Genomic DNA, 19,979 nt, shown 5'->3' on the forward strand with positions numbered 1-19,979 from the left:
GCTTACACCGCCATTGTGTCGTGCGGCCCTCGCTCCACGGAGGTCTCCTTCCCGTTACCTCCCTCACCCGCACCGCACGGGCACTGCGGATGTGGCCAGACCGGCCGGGCGTGCCAGTCGAGACCCGGTGCGGCCGCCTCCCAGCGCGCCCCGGTCGACGACGGCAGCTCCCCGTCCAGGAAGGCGAGCCCATGAGCCGCGGCGAGTCCCGCGACGGCGGTGGCGAGCCCCAGGTCACACGCCTGGATCTGGCGGCCCGCCTGCCCCGAGCCCCACTGCGCGAGCAGGCGGGGCCAGGTTGGATCGCGCTCCGTGCGGCCGAGCAGCAGACAGTGCGCGCAGCCGGTGCCGCCGGGCAGGACGAGGGGCCCGACGACCCCGGTGGCCTCGACCACACCCGCGTACAGATGAGGGATGCCCGCCGCGATCAGATCCTCGGCGGCCGTGGGGGCGGGGGAGTGGACCGCGAGTTCGTCGCGCGGCGCGATGATCACGAGGGAGAGCGCGGACTCCTCCTGCTCCCGGCTCACCCGTAGGTCCTGCGTCCTGCGCCGGTCGGGGCGCGGGGACCGCGCAGGTGCCAAGGCGCGCACCACCTGGCGTGCCGACACGTCCCGGCGCTCGCCGACCGCCTCCGCAGGCTGCCCGCCCGGCGCCACGTCCCACGGCTCGACGCAGCCGCCGTCCCGCACATCGACATGGCCCACGCCCGCGGCGGCGAGGACGGACGCCACCAGAGCCCCCACGCGCCCGGCGCCCCGCACCTGCACCCGCATGCGGTGCCGGGCCGCGAGCTTCTGTGCCGCCTCGGCGGGCCCGGCGGTGGTCACCGTGAGCGCGGCGTGATCGGGGCGGAGCCGGTCCATCACCTCTGTCCGTTTTCGCAGCGCTTCGGCGTCCGGGCCACCACCCGTGGCGTCGTCGAGCAGTCCGGCCCCGCTGAGCCGCTCCAGGAGCGCGTCCACATGGCCGTCGAGAAGGCCCATGCGCTGAGCCTCCTCCCGCAGCAGCGGCACACCGCGCGTCCCGTCGAGCAGGGTCAGGAAGCTGCCCGTGGCCGTGTCGACCGGGCCGAGCACCACGGCATGCGCCGGGGTGAGCCCGAACTGCACCGTGTTCAGGTCGTGCCAGCCGCGCCGCAACGCAGGCTTCAAGATCGGATGCATGACTGTGTCCCCCGTGCCGAGCCGTCTGTCGATCATCTGCCGGTCGAAGGCCAGCATGCTCGCCCGGCGAGAACCGTGCCGAAGGTTGTCCACAGGCAGAGGGTGATAGTCGTACTAGTTGAACGGTGGCGCCAAGGCGGCGCACAGAGCAGCGTGGCAGCGCACCGAACCGTTCCGGAGACGGGACTTACGCACCGCGCAACCGGTAACGTCGGGGCGTGGCCGCCGACCCTCTGCACCGTGCCAAGAAACCGCAGCGCAGCACGACCAGTCCGCCGCCGGGCGGCCCCGGAGTGAGCGCGGTCGAGGTCCGCAGGAGCGCCCGGCGCCGCAGGACGGTCTCCGCCTACCGCGAGGGCGACCGCACCGTGGTGCTCATCCCCGCCCGGATGTCGGAGGCCGAGGAGCAGCGCTGGGTGACCGTCATGCTCGACAAACTCGCGGCGCAGGAGAGCAAGCGGGTCCTCGGCGACACCGAACTCGTCGAGCGCGCCCAGCGCCTCTCCGGGCAGTACCTCGACGGCAAGGCCCGCCCGGCCTCGGTGCGCTGGGTCACCAACCAGAACACCCGATGGGGTTCGTGCACTCCGGCTGAGGGCAGCATCCGTCTTTCGCACCGGTTGCAGGGCATGCCGGAGTACGTTGTCGACTACGTGCTCGTCCATGAACTCGCGCATCTCCTCGTGCCTGGTCACGGCCCGCGGTTCTGGCGGCTCCTGGAGGCGTATCCGCGGACCGAGCGGGCGCGCGGGTACCTCGAAGGAGTGGTCGCGGCGGACCGCCTTCCGCACCTGCCGCCCGCGCGCGGCGAGTGACGGTCCCACTGGCCCGGTTCTGTACCAGGGCTGTACCGACTTCTTCCGCCCCTGGCGTTTGCAGTTAGCCTGACGCGACGCAATCACCATCGGGATGGGGGACGGTCGTTACGCATGGCCAGGGAATTCCAACGCGGCCACAAGGCCAAGATCAGCGACCTCACCGCGGGTACGGATCTGTACGTCGGCGTGCAGATCACCGGCCCCGGACTGACCTTCGACATCAGTTGCTTCGGGCTCGACGCCGAGGAACGGCTGTCGGACGACCGGTACTTCGTCTTCTTCAACCAGCCCAAGACGCCCGAGGAGTCCGTCCAGCTGCTCGGCGCGCAGGCCGGTGACACGGAGTCGTTCCGCGTCACGCTCGACAAGATCCCGGCGACCGTCCACAAGCTGTCGTTCACCGCGACCATCGACGGTGCGGGGCAGATGTCGCAGGTGGCGCCCGGGTACATCCGCATCGTCGCCGGTGGTGAGGAGGTCGCCCGGTACTCCTTCCACGGGGGCGAGTTCTCCACCGAGCGCGCGGTGATGCTGGGCGACTTCTACCTGAAGGACGTGTGGCGGTTCGCCGCCGTCGGACAGGGCTTCGACGGTGGTCTGGACGCCCTGCTGAAGAACTTCGGCGGAGAGGTCGCCGAGGAGGAGCCCGCCGCGCCGCAGCAGTCCGCGGAGGCGCCCGGTTTCGCGCCGCCCGCCTTCGGCGTGCCGACGGCACCCGCTCCGGCGCCGGCCCCCGCGCCGCCCGCCTTCGGAGCCCCGTCGGCCCCGCCCGCGCCCGCGCCGCCTCAGAGCCCGCAGCCCCAGACGCCGCCGCCCGCCCCGGCTCCGGTCGCGCCCCCCGTCCACGCGGCGCCGACCGTCGTCGCGCCGCTGACCACACCGCCGGGCGCGGTGCCGCCGCCCCCGGCCCCGGCCCCGTACGGTCAGCAGCCACCGCAACAGCCCTCGTACGGCCAGGTCCCGGGGCAGGGCGGCGCCGGCCTGCCGCCCGGCTACGGGCAGCCGCCACAGGCGCCGTCCGCGCCGCCCGGCTACGCACAGCCGCCCGCCGCTCCATCCCCGTACGGCGCCCCCCAGGGCATCCCGCAGCAGACCGGGACGCCGGGTGTGGCGGCCGCTTTCGAGAAGTACCGCGAGGCGCCCACCGGGCAGCGCTGGACGCCGCAGAACAAGAAGCTGGTCCGCGTCGACCTCGGGGCCGGCGGGGACCAGCCCGTGCTCGCCCGGCAGGGCAGCATGGTGCTCTACCAGGGCAAGGTCGAGTTCAGCTACAAGGGCGCGGGTTTCGCGGGCCGCATTGTCGGCAACGCCACCGGCCAGGAGATGCAGCTGATGCGCTGCACCGGACGCGGCCAGGTCTTCCTCGCCGAGGAGGCCACCTACCTGCACCCCATCGAGCTGCAGGGCGACGCGATCTGCGTCTCCGCCGAGAACGTCCTCGCCTTCGACGAGAGCCTCCAGCACGAGGTGCGCAGGATCGAGGGGCACGGCATCCCCGGCGGCGCCCTGTTCGTGCTGCAGTTCCAGGGCACGGGGACCGTCGTCGTGAAGACGCACGGAACGCCCGTCGTGCTGCCGGTGACGCCGACGACCTTCGCCGACTGCAACGCGGTCGTCGCCTGGTCCGCCGCCGCCCAGGCGATCGTCTCCAGCCAGGTGCGGATGCGCCGCAACGCCTATCCCGGGGACAGCGGGGAGAGCGTCAACCTCCAGTTCCGGGGCGCACCCGGCAACTTCATCGTCGTCCAGCCGTACGAGGTCTGAGGGAGCCCGTCATGAACCAGCCACTCGCGGGCTTCGCCCCGACCCCGGCAGCCGCCCGCATGGAGAACCACGGCAGCAACATGCTGAAGGTCGCCATGCAGACCGGAAACGACCTCTACGCGCGCGTGGGCTCGATGGTCGCCTACGAAGGCTTCGTCCAGTACGAGCCCAACCCGCCCGCCGTGCGCCAGATCGCGCGCGACTGGATCACCGGCGAGGGCGCGCCCCTCATGAAGTGCTCCGGTGACGGTCTGCTGTACCTCGCCGACTACGGGGCGGACGTCGTCGTCATCAACCTCGGCGGCGAATCGATCTCCGTCAACGGCACCAACCTGCTCGCCTTCGACGCGCACCTGCAGTGGGGCGTCGAGCGCGTGAAGGGCCTCGCCAAGTTCGCGGGGCAGGGCCTGTGGAACATCAAGGTCAGCGGGCAGGGGCACGTCGCCCTGACCTCGCGCGGCACCCCCATCGTCGTCGACTGCGGGCGCGGCGAGGACGAGACGTACGTCGACCCCGACGCGCTCATCGCCTGGTCACCGACGCTGAAGGTGAAGGGCAAGCGCAGCTTCCGAGCCGGCTCGCTCATCGGGCGCGGCAGCGGCGAGGCCTACCAGATGGGCTTCTCCGGGGAGGGCATCGTCGTCGTACAGCCCAGTGAGGACAGCACCGACCGTCTCCGAGCACGGGGCTGAGGGGGAGCGAACACACCATGCAGAGCCCGCTTTTCGCGTACAACGAGCAGCAGACCCACGAGCGCTACACGGTGCAGAACCCGCAGATGCTGCGGGTCGCCCTGGACGGCCACGACGACATCCTCGCCCGCAAGGGCTCCATGGTCGCCTACCAGGGCCTGATGGAGTTCGACGGTGAGGTCCAGACGTCCGGGCAGCGCAGTTCGCGCGCGTACACAGGCGAAGGACTCGACCTGATGCGGTGCCACGGGCAGGGCACCGTCTACCTCGCGAACCTCGCCCAGTACATCCATGTGGTCGATGTCGAACAGGACGGCCTGACCGTCGACAGCGCTTACGTCCTCGCGATGGACTCGACGCTGCACCACGAGGTGATCGCCGTGGACAGCCAGTTCGGCATCTCCGGCTCCGGCAAGTACCAGCTCAACATCACCGGGCGCGGCAAGGTCGCCCTGATGACGTCGGGCCAGCCGCTGATGCTCCAGGTCACGCCCGACAAGTACGTCAACGCCGACGCGGACGCCGTCGTCGCCTGGTCGACCGGGCTACGGGTGCAGATGCAGGCCCAGACGCACTCCTCGGGCGTCTGGCGGCGGCGCGGCAACACCGGCGAGGGCTGGGAGCTCAGCTTCATGGGGCACGGCTACGCGCTCGTCCAGCCCAGCGAGCTGCTGCCGCCGCAGAACGCGGCCGTCGGGCAGGGGATCGCGGCCCAGTACGGCATGGGGCAGCAGGGCGCCCGCGGTCAGAACCAGGGCAACGTCTGGAGCTGACGCCCCGCAAGGGCACGCGTAAGGGCACGCGTAAGGGCCGCGTAAGGGCACGCGTAAGGGCACGCGTAAGGGGCGGACACCATGGGTGCCCGCCCCTTACGCATGATCGTGTGATCGTGACGCCACACGTGAGCGGGATGCTAGAGGCGCGCCCTCGTCGCCTCCACCAGCCGCACCACCGACGCGTCGGCCACCCCCGCGACCTCGTCGTACGGGAACCAGCGCAGGTCCAGGGACTCGTCGCTGATGGCCTCCGTGGCGCCGGCCGGGGCAAGGGCCGCGTACTGCGTGTCCAGGTGCTGCGTGCAGGGCCCCGGGATGGGGTGCCGGTCGAGGCGGACCGGGCCGCCCGGAAGGAGCGTGAGCCCCGCGATGCCGGACTCCTCGGTCGCCTCCCGCAGCGCCGCGGCGGCCAGCGTCGGATCGCCCGGCTCGCAGTGCCCGCCCATCTGGAGCCACATCTGCAGCTTCTTGTGCAGCGTGAGCAGGACGCGCCCGCGCTCGGGGTCGATCACCAGCGCGCTCGCCGTCAGATGGCCCGCGGTGCAGGGTTTCCACATCGCGGCGTCACCGTGGGCGGCGAGGTGGTCCAGGTAGGCCTGGCGCAGCTCCGGCTGGTCCTCGTAGCTCTTCAGCACGAGGACCGCGTCGTCGTACAGGCTCACTTGTCGGTGTCGTCCTTGCCGTCGGTGCTGTCCGTTCCGTCCTCGCTGCCGGTGTCGTCCGTGCCGCCCTTGCCGTCCTTGCCGTCCTTGTCGCCCGAACGGTCGGTGCCGTCCGTGTCGGCCGGGCGCTCGGGCGACTTCGCCGCGGACGAGCCGCCGGCCGCCTCGCCGAGCATCTTGTCCAGCTCCGAGAAGTCCAGCTGCTCGCGGTGGACGAAGCCGTCCGGGTCGTCCAGGTCGGAGGCGGTCGGCAGCATGTCCGGGTGCTCCCACAGACCGTCCCGGCCGTCCACCCCGCGCGCGTCCGTGAGCGAGGCCCACAGGCGCGAGGCGTCCCGCAGGCGGCGCGGGCGCAGCTCCAGACCGATCAGTGTCGCGAACGTCTGCTCGGCCGGGCCGCCGGAGGCGCGGCGGCGGCGCAGCGTCTCGCGCAGCGCGTCGGCGGACGACAGGCGCGGCTTGGCGGCCGCGTGCACCACGGCGTCGACCCAGCCCTCCACGAGCGCGAGAGCGGTCTCCAGGCGCGCCAGGGCGGCCTTCTGCTCCGGGGTGTCCTCCGGCTGGAACATGCCCTGCTGAAGTGCGTCCTGGAGCTGCTCCGGGTTCTGCGGGTCGAACTGGCCGACCACGTCCTCCAGCTTCGAAGTGTCGACCTTGATCCCGCGCGCGTACCCGTCGACCGCGCCGAACAGATGCGAGCGCAGCCACGGCACGTGCGTGAAGAGCCGCTGGTGGGCGGCCTCGCGCAGCGCCAGGTAGAGGCGGACCTCCTCCTTGGGGATGCCGAGATCCTTGCCGAACGACTCGATGTTCAGCGGCAGCAGCGCCGCCTTGCCGGCCGGGGCCAGCGGCAGGCCGATGTCGGTGGAGCCCACGACCTCGCCCGCGAGCACGCCGAGGGCCTGCCCGATCTGCGAGCCGAACATGGCGCCGCCCATGGAGCGCATCATGCCGATCAGCGGGCCCGCCATGGCCTGCATCTCCTCGGGCAGGACGTCGCCCATGGCCAGGCCGACGCGCTCGGCGACCGGGTCGACGAGCTCGCGCCACACCGGCAGGGTCGCCTCGACCCACTCGGCGCGGCTCCACGCCACGGCGGAACCGGCGCCCGACGGCAGCGACGTGGCGTCGTCCAGCCACAGGTCGGCCAGGCGCACCGCCTCCTGGACCGCGGTGCGGTCGGCGGCGCCGACACTCGCGTCCTTCACACCGTCCTGCGTGCCCTGGGAGACGGTCTGGCGGGCGATGTCCTTGGCCATGTCCCAGTTCACCGGGCCGCCCTCGTACGAGAGCATCTGGCCGAGCTGCTGGAACGCCGCCCCCAGATCGTTCGGGTTCATCGAACCGAACATCGCCGCGAACGGGTTGTCCCCGCCCGCGCCGCCCGGCCCGCCGGCGCCCGGCAGGCCCGGAAAACCGAATCCGAGCGGGTTGGCAGGTCCCTGACCGCCACCGCCCTGCTGGCCCTTCTTCTTGCCCTCGTCGCCGTCCTCCGGCTCCTCCGGCGGAAGGCCGAAACCAAATGGGGTGTCACTCACGGGATTCCTCGGCTGTTAAGGCCACCGGTTCTGTCCCGGCGGCGACTGCCCGACTACACACACCCAGCGTAGACACCGTGACGGGATCGGGCCTCGGTGCTTCGCCGACTGATGTCCTGCGGCAGGATGGATGCCTCCTGGTACGTACGTGTCATACGCGTACTTACTGAAGACAACCGCTGGAGACGCCGGGTGAGTTCCCCAGATCCGCAGGTTCGCGCAGCGCGAAACCCCTCGACCAGTCACGGCACACGCGGCCCCGTCGTCGCGGTCACCGGCGCCGCGTCCGGCGTCGGTGCCCAGCTCACCGAGCGGCTCGCCGCCTCCGACGCCGTCAAACAGGTACTCGCGATCGACGAGCGGCGCGGCGAGTGCGCCTCCGCGACCTGGCACGTCCTGGATGTACGGGATCCGGCCATCGCCGAGAAGCTGCGGGGCGCGGACGTCGTCGTCCACCTGGCGCTCGACCTCGACCTGGAGTCGGACCCGGCGGCCCGCACCGCGTACAACGTGCGCGGCACCCAGACCGTGCTGACCGCGGCCGCCGCGGCCGGGGTGCACCGCGTCGTGCTGTGCACCTCGGCGATGGTCTACGGCGCGCTCGACGACAATGAGCTGCCGCTGTCCGAGGACGCCGAGCTGCGCGCCACGGCGGAGGCCACCGGCGTCGGCGACCTCCTGGAGATCGAGCGGCTCGCCCGGCGCGCCCCGCGCGCCCACCCCGGGCTCAACGTGACCGTGGTGCGCCCCGCCGTGCTCGTGGGCGGCGGTACCGACACGGCCCTGACGCGTTACTTCGAGTCGCCGCGCCTCCTCGTGGTGGCCGGGTCGCGGCCCGCCTGGCAGTTCTGCCACGTGGAGGACCTGTGCAGCGCCCTGGAGCACGCGGTCCTGGAGAAGGTCGACGGTGAGCTCGCGGTCGGCTGCGACGGCTGGCTGGAACAGGAGGAGGTCGAGGAGCTCAGCGGCATCCGGCGCATGGAGCTGCCGTCGGCCGTCGCGCTCGGCGCCGCCGCGCGACTGCACCGCATCGGCCTCACGCCCTCCCCGGCCGGCGACCTGGCCTACACGATGTACCCCTGGGTCGTCAGCGGCAGCAGGCTGCACGACGCCGGGTGGCGTCCCCGGTGGACCAACGAGGAGGTCCTCGCCGAACTCCTCGAGGAGGTCGCGGGGCGGCGCACGGTCGCGGGCCGCCGCCTCGGCCGCAAGGACGCGACGGCGGCGGGGGCCGCGGGCGCGACGGTGGCGCTCCTCGGTACGGCGGCGGTGGTCCGGCGGGTGCGCAAGGCGCGGCGGCGCATCTGAGACCCGCGCGGCCGCACACGGGACCGCGGGAAGGCCTACCCGACACCGCGGAAGGCCCACGCGGCACCGCAAAAGGTTTACCCGGGACACGGGCACCGCGGAAGGCCCACGCGGCACCGCAAAAGGTTTACCCGGGACACGGGCACCGCGGAAGGCTCACGCGGCACCAAGAAAGGCTCACGTGGGACTGTAGAAGGCTCCAATGCGCCACGCGCGCGTGCCGGGTGAAAGCGCTATTCACGGTTGTCGGCGGCGTACGGCACGATGAGCGCATGGCACCCACCCAGCACGACCACCCAGGCGAGCAGGCGGCACAGGACCCGATCAGGTTGTGCGCCGTCCGGGAGACGCCGCTCTCCCTCGACGAGGTCTTCCGGGCCGTCGGGGACGACGCGGCGGGCGGCACCGCGCTCTTCGTGGGGACGGTGCGCAACCACGACGGCGGGGCCGACGTGGACCGGCTCGGCTACTCGTGCCACCCGACGGCCGAGGCGGAGATGCGGCGCGTCGCGGAGAAGGTCGTCGCCGAGTACCCCGTGCGCGCCCTCGCGGCCGTCCACCGGATCGGCGACCTGACCGTGGGCGATCTGGCCGTCGTCGTCGCCGTCTCGTGCCCGCACCGCGGAGAGGCCTTCGAGGCGTGCCGCAAACTCATCGACGACCTGAAGCACGAGGTGCCCATCTGGAAGCACCAGACGCTCTCCGACGGGACCGAGGAGTGGGTCGGAGCCTGCTGACGCCCGTTGTGCCCTCCGTGTAATTCCGGTTGCGAAACGGCACCCCTGCTGTGACGGTTGACACCCAGGGCGGTTAGTCTGCTGATCAGTCAATTGCGGTCGCACACGGGATCGGGAGGTCGGCATGGGGGCGCTCATGTGGCTGCTTATTCCGGTCATCGCCGGGGTCGGAGCCGCTCTGTGGGGCTCCTGGGCGGGCCGGCGCCGCACGCAGACCGGTGACCACAGCGAGCTCGACGGCTACGCGCGCTTCCGCGAGGCGATGGAGAAGCGAGAGGCCATCGAGCGGGCCGACGCCCTGGAGAGATCCGACTCCGGGGCCTGAGACCGACACCCGGGTCCGACGATGCACGGGTCCCGTACGGTCGGCCCCGCACGCTCCGACCCCGCACGCTCCGGCCCCACAGGTGCGCCGACAGACACGTCCCGTACTGTCGTTCCATGCCACGCCGCACCGCGACGATGCTCGCCTCGACTCTGCTGCTGATCGCGCTGCTCTGCGCGGGTGTGCTCATCAAAGTGCCCTACGCGGAGATGTCGCCGGGTCCGACGGTGAACACCCTCGGGGACCACGAGGGCGAACCGGTGATCCAGATCTCCGGGCACAAGACGTACGAGGCCAGCGGCCATCTGAACATGACGACGGTCCGCGTCACCAGCGCCGACTTCAACATGAACCTCGTCTCGGCCGTCTACGGCTGGCTGGCGCACGACAACATCGTCGTCCCGCACGACACGCTCTACCCGGACGGCCAGACCGAGGAGCAGTCCTCGCAGGAGAACGCCGAGGAGTTCAGCCAGTCCCAGGAGAGCGCCAAGGTCGCCGCCCTGAACGAGCTGATGATCCCCGTGAAGTCCTGGGTGATCGTCTCCACGGTCGTCAAGGACAGCCCCGCGCAGGGCAGGCTGCACGCCGGTGACGTCGTCAAGGCGGTCGACGGCACCAAGGTCACCAAGCCCGCCGACGTCGCGAAGCTGGTCACCAAGCACAAGGCCGGCGAGAACGTCGTCTTCACCGTCGTGCCCGCCAAGGAGGCCGCCGCCGCCGAGAAGGAGGGCAAGGAGGCGACCCGCACGGAGAAGGTCACCATCAAGACGGCCAAGGCCGAGGACGACCGCGCCATCGTCGGCATCCAGGCCGGGACCGACCACACCTTCCCGTTCCAGATCGACATCAAGCTCGCCGACGTGGGCGGGCCCAGCGCGGGCCTGATGTTCTCCCTCGGCATCGTCGACAAGCTCTCACCGACCGACCTGACCGGCGGAAAGTTCGTGGCCGGCACCGGCACCATCGACGACGACGGCAAGGTCGGTCCCATCGGCGGCATCGGCATGAAGGTCGTCGGCGCCCGGCAGAAGGGCGCGCAGTACTTCCTGACGCCGAAGGACAACTGCGCCACCGCCGCGAAGGACACCCCGGACGGCCTGACGCTCGTCAAGGTGGACACCATCGACGACGCCATGGACGCACTGAAGGACATCCGCAGCGGGAACACCGCCGCCCTGCCGAAGTGCACGACGAAGAGCTGACCAGAGCGACGCGTCAGTACGTCAGGGGCGCGCCGGAATCTCCGGCGCGCCCCTGAACCTCAGTCCGCGCAGTCCGCGAACGTCTGCATTTCAGAACCTCGGTCCGCGAACCTCGGACCTCAGTCCGCGAACGTCGCCGACAGTGCCTCCGCGAGCCCCGGCACCAGCCGCGAGCCGGTCAGGACCTCGGTCGCGGAGTCCTTCCCGCGCAGCCGCAGCGCGGAGTCGCGGGTGCCGTCCCGCAGCACGCCGACCGTCATACGGACCTCCTGGCGGTCCGGGTGCTCGGCGACCCAGGCGGCCAGCTTCTTCTCGCTCAGGCCCTCCGGGACGCCTGCCTCCGCCGACGGCGGCAGCATGAGGCGCTCCACCGTCAGGGCGCAGCCCACGACGGCGTCCGGCCAGGCGATGGTGCCCAGGAACTCGTCCAGCGCCTTGCCCGCGGGGATCTCGTCCTGCTCGATGGGGGTGTAGCCGGTGCTCTCCTGTTCGCCGTCCAGACCGAGCTGGGAGGCGAGAGCGGGTTCCTGGGCGCGCAGGGCACCGGTGTCGACAAGGGCGAAGAGGCGAGCGGGCTGGTCCCAGCCGAGGCCGGAGGCGTACTCGTCGATCTCGAGTACGGCCCGGGTGAGGGGGCTCGCTGCCATGGGAGTGTTGGACATGGTCACAATCCTGCCTCGTTCCTCCCCCGAACCGGGAACTGAGTAAAGCGTGAGTAAGTTGCATAGGTGATGGGTTCTCGATCTCGGGGGCCCGGCCGATCGATTACTCAACTTCGAGGTGCGCACCTTGGCTTTCCAGATGCCGGACCGCGGCGGAGGCCCGACGGGGCCGCGGATCAGAATGGGCCGCCCGTCGCGGCGGGCCCGGACGCTGCTGCTGACGCTGGGCGTCCTGGCCGTGCTCGGCATGGCCTTCGTCATGTTCGCCGGATTCTGGACGGACTGGCTCTGGTACCGATCGGTCAACTACTCGTCCGTCTTCACGACGACGCTGTGGACGAAGATCGGACTCTTCTTCGTCTTCGGTCTGCTCATGGCGCTGGCCGTCGGCGTGAACATCTGGCTGGCGCACCGGCTGCGCCCGCCGCTGAGCGCCATGTCGATGGAGCAGCAGAGCCTCGACCGCTACCGCATGGGCATCGCGCCCTTCAAGAAGTGGCTGCTGCTCGGCATCACGGCCCTGGTGGGCCTCATCGCGGGCGCCTCGGCCGCGGGCCAGTGGCGCACATGGCTGATGTTCGTCAACGGGGTGCCGTTCCACCAGAAGGACCCCCAGTTCCACCTGGACGTGTCCTTCTACGCGTTCGACCTGCCCTGGTACCGCTTCCTCCTCGGCTTCGGCTTCGCGGCCACCGTCATCGGCCTGGTCGCCGCCGCGCTGACGCACTACCTGTACGGCGGGCTGCGCGTGACCAGCCCGGGCGCGCGCGCCACCGCCGCCGCGACGGGGCATCTCTCCGTCCTGCTCGGTGTGTTCGTGACCTTGAAGGCCGTCGCGTACTGGCTCGACCGGTACGGGCTCACCGTGAAGTCCAGCGACTTCAAGGCGACCAACAACTGGACGGGCCTGCGCTACGTCGACGCGAACGCGTACCTGCCGGCGAAGACGATCCTGTTCTGCATCGCCGTCATCTGCGCGGTGCTCTTCTTCGCGACCTTGTGGCGCCGTACCTGGCAGCTGCCGGTCATCGGCTTCGGCCTGATGGTGCTCTCGGCGATCCTGATCGGCGGCCTGTACCCGGCCATCGTCCAGAAGTTCCAGGTCCAGCCGAACGAGCAGTCCAAGGAAGCCCCGTACATCGAGAAGAACATCGAGGCGACCCGCAAGGCGTACGGGATCGACAAGGCGGACCCGGTCGACTACAGCGGCAAGAGCGGGACCGACAGCAAGCAGCAGCGCACGGACTCCGACTCGGCCGCCAGCTACCGCCTGAACGACCCGAACATCGTGTCGCCCACCTTCCAGCAGCTCGAACAGCAGCGGAAGTACTACCAGTTCCCGACCACCCTGGACGTGGACCGGTACAACGGCGTGGACACGGTCGTCGGCCTGCGCGAGCTGAACCTCGGCAAGCTCGACAAGCGCAACTGGATCAACGACCACTTCGTGTACACCCACGGCTACGGCGCCGTGACCGCGAAGGGCACGTCGACGGCCCAGGGCGCCCCGCAGTTCACCGAGTCGGGCCTGCCGACCACCGGTGACCTGGGCGACTACAACCAGCGCATCTACTACGGCGAGAAGACGACGCAGTACTCGATCGTCGGCGGGCCGCAGAAGGAGCTGGACTACGAGCAGGACGACGGCACGCAGAAGACCACGAGCTACACGGGCAAGAGCGGCATCAACCTCTCCAACCCGATCAACCGCGCGGCGTACGCGGTGGCCTTCAGCGAGCCGCAGATCCTCTACTCGGGCGCCATCGGCGAGGGTTCGCGCATCCTGTACAACCGCACGCCCAAGGAGCGGGTCGAGGCCGTCGCGCCGTGGCTGACCATCGACGGCGACGCCTATCCGACCGTCGTCGACGGGAAGATCAAGTGGATCGTCGACGCCTACACGACGTCGAACGGCTATCCGTACGCGTCCCGGACGACGCTCGGCGACACGACCGCCGACTCCCTCAACGAGGGGGACAACCAGCGCGCGGTGGTCGCCCAGCAGAACCAGGTCAACTACATCCGCAACTCGGTGAAGGCGACCGTCGACGCGTACACGGGCGAGGTCAAGCTCTACACGTGGGACGACGACGACCCGGTCCTGAAGACCTGGAAGAAGGCGTTCCCCGGCACGGTCGAGGCGAAGAGCGCCATCCCGGCGGACCTGAAGGAGCACCTGCGCTACCCGCAGGACATGTTCAAGGTCCAGCGCGAGCTGCTCAGCCTGTACCACGTGACCAACCCGGCGCAGTTCTACAACGCGTCCGACGCCTGGCAGGTCCCCAACGACCCGACGAAGAAGGACAACAGCGCGGTCCCGCCGTACTACCTGTCCATGAAGATGCCGGGCCAGACCAGCCAGCAGTTCTCGCTGACGACGACGTTCACGCCCAGCGGGCGGCCGAACCTGCGGGCCTTCATGGCGGTCGACGCCGACGCCACCAGTAAGGACTACGGGACCATAAGGCTCCTGAGAGTCACCGAGGACAAGGTCTACGGACCTGAGCAGGTGCAGAACAAGCTCAACTCCTCGAACCCCGTGGCGAACTGGGTGCGCGACATGAAGGGCGCCGACTCGACGGTCCTGTACGGCAATCTGCTGACAGTGCCGCTCGACAAGGGCTTCCTCTATGTCGAGCCCATCTACGCACAAGGCCGTAACGCCGAGTACCCGCTGATGCGCAAGGTCGCGGTCTCCTACGGCGACCGGATGGGCTTCGCCGACTCCCTGCCGGAGGCGCTCAACCAGGCCTTCGAGGTGGACGGGGCGCAACCGGCGGAGCCGGAGAAACCCGGTGGGGACACGACCAAGCCACCGGCGAACTCCACCGTCAAGGAAGCACTCGCCGACGCCGGGAAGGCCTTCGAGGACGGCCAGAAGGCGCTCAAGGAGAACGACTGGGCCGCGTACGGCGAGGCCCAGGAGAAGCTCCAGGAGGCTCTGCAGCGCGCTGACAAGGCGCAGACGCAGGCCGACAAGGACGCCAAGGCCGACGGTTCCAAGGCCGACGACTCCAAGGCGGGCGACAAGGCCGACAGCGACAAGGACACCGGGAAGACCGGTGGCAGTGGCTGATTCTGTTGCCGCCCCCGCGCCGTGGTACGGTTTGAACACAACGGCGCGGGGTGGAGCAGCTCGGTAGCTCGCTGGGCTCATAACCCAGAGGTCGCAGGTTCAAATCCTGTCCCCGCTACTGATGATCGAAGGCTCGGAAGCATCAGCTTCCGGGCCTTCGGTGCGTCGAGGCCCCGGGCGTCACGAGCCACAGGCATGTGCGGACTCTGTATCAAGACGATACGAACACTGCTCCGCCCGGGGACAGTTCGGCGAATTGTGTTTCACTTGTCGCCCTGTGGGCATGTCGACAAAACGCTGAAGTGACCTCAATGGCTGCGGTATACCAGGTGTACCCGGGTTGCGGGTGGTGCGACGATGGACGTTATGGGGGACAAGGCAACTCTGTTGGATACAGGGCGGTTTGTGCAGCCTTCCGACCGGGACGAATCCGGCGAGGCGGCGGAAGAAGCACGCCGGCGGCCGGCCGCGGAGGCCGGCGACGCCGAGGCGATGAGCGTCCTCGGCGCCATGCTGCTGCGCCGCGGTGATCTCGACGGAGCCGAGCCCCTGCTGCGCGGCGCCACGGGCGAGGGCGACCGCGCCGCCGCCAACAACCTGGGCGTCCTGCTGCACCAGCGCGGCTACCCGGACGAGGCGGCGGGATGGTGGCGGGTCGCCGCCGTCGCCGGTTCGGCCGCCGCCGCGCACGCGCTCGGCCGCCACTTCCGCGAGCGCGGCGACGAGCCCGGCGCCGAGTACTGGCTGCGCCAGTCCGCCGAGCAGGGCCACACGCTCGGCGCCTACGCCCTCGCCGACCTCCTGGAGCACCGCAGCGACGTCGGCGCCGAGCGCTGGATGCGGGTCGCCGCCCAGCGCGGGCACCGCGAGGCCGCGTACCGCCTCGCCCGCGCCCTCGACCGGCAGGCCGCCCGGCTCGGCCCCGAGGACGTCCTGGTCACCGACGAGAACAAGCAGCCCGCCGCCGAGGCCGAGCAGTGGTACCGGCAGGCCGCCGCCAAAGGGCACCGCCGCGCCGCGCTGCACCTCGGCTCGATCCTGGAGAAGCGCGGCGAGCTGAAGGAGGCGGGCCGCTGGTACCTGACGTCCGCCAAGGACGGCGAGCCGCGCGCCGCGTGCGCCCTCGCCTTCCTGCTGCGCGACGCCGGGGACGAGGAGAGCGCCGCCGTGTGGTGGCTGCGCGCGGCCCAGGACGGCGACGGCAACGCGGCGAACGCGCTGGGCGCCCTGCACGCCCAGCGTGGCGAGACCCAGACCGCCGAGCGCTGGTACCGCGCCGCGATGGACGCGGGCGACAACAACGGCGCGTACAACCTCGGCCTGCTCTGCGCCGAGCAGAAGCGCACCGCACAGGCCGAGAGCTGGTACCGCCGTGCCGCCTACGCGGGCCACCGCGAGGCGGCCAACGCGCTGGCCGTGCTGCTCCTGCAGAACGGTGACGCGGTCGGCGCCGAGCCCTGGTTCTCCAAGGCGGCCGAGGCGGGCAGCGTCGACGCCGCCTTCAACCTCGGCATCCTGTACGCGGGCCGGGACGAGCCGGACGCCGACCAGCAGGCCCTGCGCTGGTACGAGCGCGCCGCCGCCGGCGGCCACACCGAGGCCGCGCTCCAGGCCGGCATCGCGCGCCTGCGCGAGGGCGACGAGCCGAGCGCCGAACGGCACCTGCGGTGCGCCGCGGGCGGCGGCAGCCCCGAGGCCGCCTACCGGCTCGCCCAGCTGCTCGACGTGCGCCGCCCGCCCGCCCCCCGGCACGAGCTGGGCGAGCCGGTCACCGAGAAGAGCGAGTGCGAGGAGTGGTACGAGCGGGCCGCCGAGCACGGGCACCGGCGCGCCCAGGTGCGCGTCGGCATGCTCGCCGCCGTGCGCGGTGACGTGGTCGAGGCGGCCCGTTGGTACCGGCAGGCCGCGGAGGCGGGCTCGCGCAACGGCGCGTTCAACCTCGGCCTGCTGCTCGCCCGCGAGGGCAGCGAGCCGGAGGCCGCCCTGTGGTGGACACGGGCCGCCGACGCCGGGCACGGCCGGGCCGCGCTCCGGCTCGCCCTGCTGCGCGCGCGCCGCGGCGACCTCGTGGAGGGACAGAAGTGGGCCACCCGGGCGGTGGAGCTGGGCCCGGCGGAGGTCGCCGAGCGGGCCGGGCGGCTGCGGGACGCGTTGCGCCAGGAGCTGTCGGCGTAGCCGCGCGGGGGATGGCGGAACGGATTTGCGCTGGTCGGGGGCGTACCGTAGAGTTGCATTCAACGGCGCGGGGTGGAGCAGCTCGGTAGCTCGCTGGGCTCATAACCCAGAGGTCGCAGGTTCAAATCCTGTCCCCGCTACTCAAGGTCTCAGGGCCGGAATCCAAGGATTCCGGCCCTGAGGCGTTTTCCGAGTCGTTTCCTGAGGCGCTACGGACAGCCGCACGCAAAAGGCCCGCATCAGTCGATGCGGGCCCTCTCGCGTTCTGTGCCGACTACGACGCGCAGTTCGGGCAGACGCCCCGGTACGTGACCTCTACGTCCGAGATCGTGAAGCCGAAGCGCTCCGAGTCGGGAAGGGCCGTCAGGGGGTTGCCCGTCGGGTGGACGTCGCGGATCTGGCCGCACTGGGCGCAGACCAGGTGCTGGTGCGGACGGTGCGCGTTCGGGTCGTACCGCTTCGCCCGCTTGTCGGTGGCCACCTCGATGACCTCACCGAGGGAGACCATCTCGCCCAGCGTGTTGTAGACCGTGGCCCGGGAGATCTCGGGGAGCTTCGCGACCGCGCGGGCATGGACCTCGTCGGCGGTCAGATGGACGTGCTCTCCTTCGAGGACCTCGGCCACGACACGTCGCTGCGCGGTCATGCGCCAGCCGCGCCCGCGCAGTCGTTCCAGGAGGTCACTCATGACAACCAGCCTAACAGCAAGGGGACAAGATCCCGAATGAATGTGACTTTGGAGCTTTCCTTGACTTAGACAGTGTCCATTGTAGGATCACTGATTGGCTGAGGCCAAGCGACAGGACACTCCGGAAGGTTTCGCATGACCGAGAATCACGAAGCAATCGTCACGGACGCGAAAACGGAGGAGACGGGTGGCTGCCCGGTCGCGCACGGCCGTGCCAAGCACCCGACCCAGGGCGGCGGCAACACGCAGTGGTGGCCCGAGCGCCTCAATCTGAAGATCCTCGCCAAGAACCCGGCGGTGGCGAATCCGCTCGGCGCGGACTTCGACTACACGGCGGCGTTCAACGCCCTGGACCTCCAGGCCGTCAAGCGTGACATCGCCGAGGTGCTGACCACCTCGCAGGACTGGTGGCCCGCCGACTTCGGCAACTACGGCCCGCTCATGATCCGGATGGCCTGGCACAGCGCCGGCACGTACCGGATCAGCGACGGCCGCGGTGGCGCGGGCGCCGGTCAGCAGCGGTTCGCGCCGCTCAACAGCTGGCCCGACAACGGCAACCTGGACAAGGCCCGCCGGCTGCTGTGGCCGGTCAAGCAGAAGTACGGCCAGTCCATCTCCTGGGCCGACCTGCTGATCCTCACCGGCAACGTGGCCCTGGAGACGATGGGCCTCAAGACCTTCGGCTTCGCCGGCGGCCGCCCCGACGTGTGGGAGTCCGAGGAGGACGTCTACTGGGGCCCCGAGACCACCTGGCTCGGTGACGAGCGCTACACCGGCGACCGTGAGCTGGAGAGCCCGCTCGGCGCGGTGCAGATGGGCCTCATCTACGTGAACCCGGAGGGCCCCAACGGCAACCCGGACCCGATCGCCGCAGCCCGCGACATCCGTGAGACGTTCCGCCGGATGGCGATGAACGACGAGGAGACCGTCGCGCTCATCGCCGGTGGCCACACCTTCGGCAAGACGCACGGCAACGGACCCGCGGATGCTGTCGGGCCCGACCCCGAGGCCGCCCCGATCGAGGCGCAGGGCCTCGGCTGGGCCAGCAGCCACGGCACCGGCAAGGGCGGCGACGCCATCACCAGTGGCCTCGAAGTGACCTGGACCAGCAACCCGACCAGGTGGGACAACGAGTTCTTCGACTACCTCTTCGGCTTCGAATGGGAGCTGACCCAGAGCCCCGCCGGTGCCAACCAGTGGGTCGCGAAGGACGCCGAGGCGACCGTGCCGCTCGCGCACGACGCGTCGCAGAAGCAGCTTCCGACGATGCTGACGACCGACCTGTCGCTGCGCTTCGACCCGATCTACGAGCCGATCTCGCGCCGCTTCCACGAGAACCCCGAGGAGTTCGCGGACGCCTTCGCCCGCGCCTGGTACAAGCTGACCCACCGCGACATGGGCCCGGTCGTGCGCTACCTCGGCCCGGAGGTCCCCGCCGAGGAGCTGCTCTGGCAGGACCCGCTGCCCGCGCGCACCGGTGAGGTCATCGACGCCGCGGACATCGCCGCCCTCAAGGAGCAGGTCCTCGCCTCGGACCTGACGGTCGCGCAGCTGGTCTCGGCCGCCTGGGCGTCCGCCTCCTCCTTCCGCGGCAGCGACAAGCGCGGTGGCGCCAACGGCGGTCGCGTCCGCCTGGAGCCGCAGCGCAATTGGGCGGTCAACAACCCGGACGACCTGGCGCAGGTGCTCCGTACGCTCGAAGGCGTCCAGGAGTCCTTCAACGCCAAGGGCGGCCGCCAGGTCTCCCTCGCCGACCTCATCGTGCTCGCGGGCTCCGCGGCCGTCGAGAAGGCGGCCAAGGACGGCGGCTTCGACATCGAGGTGCCCTTCTCGCCGGGCCGCGTGGACGCCACGCAGGAGCAGACGGACATCGAGTCGTTCGCCGCGCTCGAACCGGCCGCCGACGGCTTCCGCAACCACGTCGGCAAGGGCAACCGTCTCCCGGCCGAGTACCTGCTGCTCGACAAGGCGAACCTGCTGACGCTGTCCACCCCCGAGATGACCGTCCTCGTCGGCGGCCTGCGCGTCCTCGGCGCCAACACCGGCAAGTCGAAGCACGGCGTGCTCACCGAGCGGCCGGGCATCCTGAGCAACGACTACTACGTCAACCTGCTCGACATGGGCACGACGTGGAAGTCGACGTCCTCGGCGCAGGACGAGTTCGAGGGCCGGGACGCGAGCGGTGCCGTCAAGTGGACCGGCACCCGTGCCGACCTCGTCTTCGGCTCCAACTCCGAGCTGCGCGCGGTGGCCGAGGTCTACGCGAGCGACGACGCCAAGGAGAAGTTCGCGCGGGACTTCGTCGCGGCGTGGAGCAAGGTCATGGACCTGGACCGGTTCGACCTGGTCTGACCCGACCCCGTAGGAACAAGGGCCGGTTCCCCGAG

The 19,979-nt window shown here is 70.7% G+C and carries 16 protein-coding genes and 2 tRNA genes; 13 read left to right on the forward strand and 5 right to left on the reverse strand.

Annotated features, from left to right (window positions below; translation table 11 throughout):
• Window positions 1-2 precede the first annotated feature (2 nt).
• Window positions 3-1,166, reverse strand: a complete 1,164-nt coding sequence (locus ACH4RC_RS12185) for a TOMM precursor leader peptide-binding protein (protein WP_398198726.1) — start codon at window positions 1,164-1,166, stop codon at window positions 3-5.
• Between the two features lie 218 nt (window positions 1,167-1,384).
• Between ACH4RC_RS12185 and ACH4RC_RS12190 the strand changes: the two genes are divergently transcribed.
• The 4 genes from ACH4RC_RS12190 (at window position 1,385) to ACH4RC_RS12205 (ending at window position 5,213) form a co-directional block, all read left to right on the forward strand.
• Complete coding sequence (locus tag ACH4RC_RS12190) at window positions 1,385-1,981, forward strand: M48 family metallopeptidase (protein ID WP_398198728.1); 597 nt, start codon at window positions 1,385-1,387, stop codon at window positions 1,979-1,981.
• 114 nt (window positions 1,982-2,095) lie between these two features.
• Window positions 2,096-3,748, forward strand: a complete 1,653-nt coding sequence (locus tag ACH4RC_RS12195; RefSeq protein WP_398198729.1) for a TerD family protein — start codon at window positions 2,096-2,098, stop codon at window positions 3,746-3,748.
• An 11-nt stretch (window positions 3,749-3,759) separates the two neighbouring features.
• Entirely contained in the window at window positions 3,760-4,440 is a 681-nt protein-coding gene (locus ACH4RC_RS12200; RefSeq protein WP_398198731.1) for an AIM24 family protein, read from the forward strand.
• A 17-nt stretch (window positions 4,441-4,457) separates the two neighbouring features.
• A complete protein-coding gene (locus ACH4RC_RS12205) occupies window positions 4,458-5,213 on the forward strand; it encodes an AIM24 family protein (RefSeq protein WP_398198734.1) in 756 nt (251 codons plus the stop codon).
• Window positions 5,214-5,353: 140 nt separating this feature from the next.
• Here ACH4RC_RS12205 and ACH4RC_RS12210 read toward each other — a convergent pair whose 3' ends face one another.
• Window positions 5,354-5,878 carry an NUDIX hydrolase gene (locus ACH4RC_RS12210; protein WP_398198736.1) on the reverse strand — a complete coding sequence of 175 codons (525 nt, stop codon included), beginning with the start codon at window positions 5,876-5,878 and terminating at the stop codon, window positions 5,354-5,356.
• Window positions 5,875-7,416 (reverse strand): zinc-dependent metalloprotease, encoded by a 1,542-nt coding sequence (locus tag ACH4RC_RS12215; RefSeq protein ID WP_398198739.1) that lies wholly within the window; start codon window positions 7,414-7,416, stop codon window positions 5,875-5,877. Before ACH4RC_RS12215 ends, ACH4RC_RS12210 begins: the two co-directional genes overlap by 4 nt.
• A gap of 192 nt (window positions 7,417-7,608) precedes the next feature.
• Here ACH4RC_RS12215 and ACH4RC_RS12220 point away from each other — a divergent pair, with 192 nt between their 5' ends.
• The 4 genes from ACH4RC_RS12220 to ACH4RC_RS12235 all read left to right on the forward strand — a co-directional run bounded on the left by ACH4RC_RS12220 (window position 7,609) and on the right by ACH4RC_RS12235 (window position 10,991).
• Entirely contained in the window at window positions 7,609-8,724 is a 1,116-nt protein-coding gene (locus ACH4RC_RS12220; RefSeq protein WP_398198741.1) for an SDR family oxidoreductase, read from the forward strand.
• Between the two features lie 272 nt (window positions 8,725-8,996).
• Window positions 8,997-9,461, forward strand: a complete 465-nt coding sequence (locus tag ACH4RC_RS12225) for a molybdenum cofactor biosynthesis protein MoaE (RefSeq protein WP_398198744.1) — start codon at window positions 8,997-8,999, stop codon at window positions 9,459-9,461.
• Window positions 9,462-9,585: 124 nt separating this feature from the next.
• Window positions 9,586-9,786: a hypothetical protein gene (locus tag ACH4RC_RS12230; RefSeq protein WP_398198746.1), complete on the forward strand. Its 201-nt coding sequence runs from the start codon at window positions 9,586-9,588 to the stop codon at window positions 9,784-9,786.
• Window positions 9,787-9,902: 116 nt separating this feature from the next.
• Window positions 9,903-10,991 carry a PDZ domain-containing protein gene (locus ACH4RC_RS12235; protein WP_398198747.1) on the forward strand — a complete coding sequence of 363 codons (1,089 nt, stop codon included), beginning with the start codon at window positions 9,903-9,905 and terminating at the stop codon, window positions 10,989-10,991.
• 119 nt (window positions 10,992-11,110) lie between these two features.
• On the opposite strand, the gene ACH4RC_RS12240 is transcribed toward ACH4RC_RS12235, so the two are convergent.
• Window positions 11,111-11,653, reverse strand: coding sequence for a PPA1309 family protein (locus tag ACH4RC_RS12240; protein ID WP_398198749.1), 543 nt, complete (start codon window positions 11,651-11,653; stop codon window positions 11,111-11,113).
• A gap of 139 nt (window positions 11,654-11,792) precedes the next feature.
• Here ACH4RC_RS12240 and ACH4RC_RS12245 point away from each other — a divergent pair, with 139 nt between their 5' ends.
• The 4 genes from ACH4RC_RS12245 (at window position 11,793) to ACH4RC_RS12260 (ending at window position 17,044) form a co-directional block, all read left to right on the forward strand.
• Window positions 11,793-14,729, forward strand: a complete 2,937-nt coding sequence (locus ACH4RC_RS12245; RefSeq protein WP_398199185.1) for a UPF0182 family protein — start codon at window positions 11,793-11,795, stop codon at window positions 14,727-14,729.
• A 44-nt stretch (window positions 14,730-14,773) separates the two neighbouring features.
• Window positions 14,774-14,847, forward strand: a tRNA-Met gene (locus tag ACH4RC_RS12250).
• Between the two features lie 239 nt (window positions 14,848-15,086).
• Entirely contained in the window at window positions 15,087-16,904 is a 1,818-nt protein-coding gene (locus ACH4RC_RS12255) for a tetratricopeptide repeat protein (protein WP_398198752.1), read from the forward strand.
• 66 nt (window positions 16,905-16,970) lie between these two features.
• Window positions 16,971-17,044: transfer RNA gene (locus ACH4RC_RS12260), tRNA-Met, on the forward strand.
• 134 nt (window positions 17,045-17,178) lie between these two features.
• Here the strand turns inward: ACH4RC_RS12260 and ACH4RC_RS12265 are convergent.
• Window positions 17,179-17,592: a Fur family transcriptional regulator gene (locus tag ACH4RC_RS12265; RefSeq protein ID WP_394430618.1), complete on the reverse strand. Its 414-nt coding sequence runs from the start codon at window positions 17,590-17,592 to the stop codon at window positions 17,179-17,181.
• A 135-nt stretch (window positions 17,593-17,727) separates the two neighbouring features.
• Between ACH4RC_RS12265 and katG the strand changes: the two genes are divergently transcribed.
• Window positions 17,728-19,944 (forward strand): catalase/peroxidase HPI, encoded by a 2,217-nt coding sequence (katG, locus tag ACH4RC_RS12270; protein WP_398198755.1) that lies wholly within the window; start codon window positions 17,728-17,730, stop codon window positions 19,942-19,944.
• Window positions 19,945-19,979 lie beyond the last annotated feature (35 nt).

It is taken from the genome of Streptomyces sp. NPDC016845 (assembly GCF_044332585.1).
Classification (GTDB): domain Bacteria; phylum Actinomycetota; class Actinomycetes; order Streptomycetales; family Streptomycetaceae; genus Streptomyces.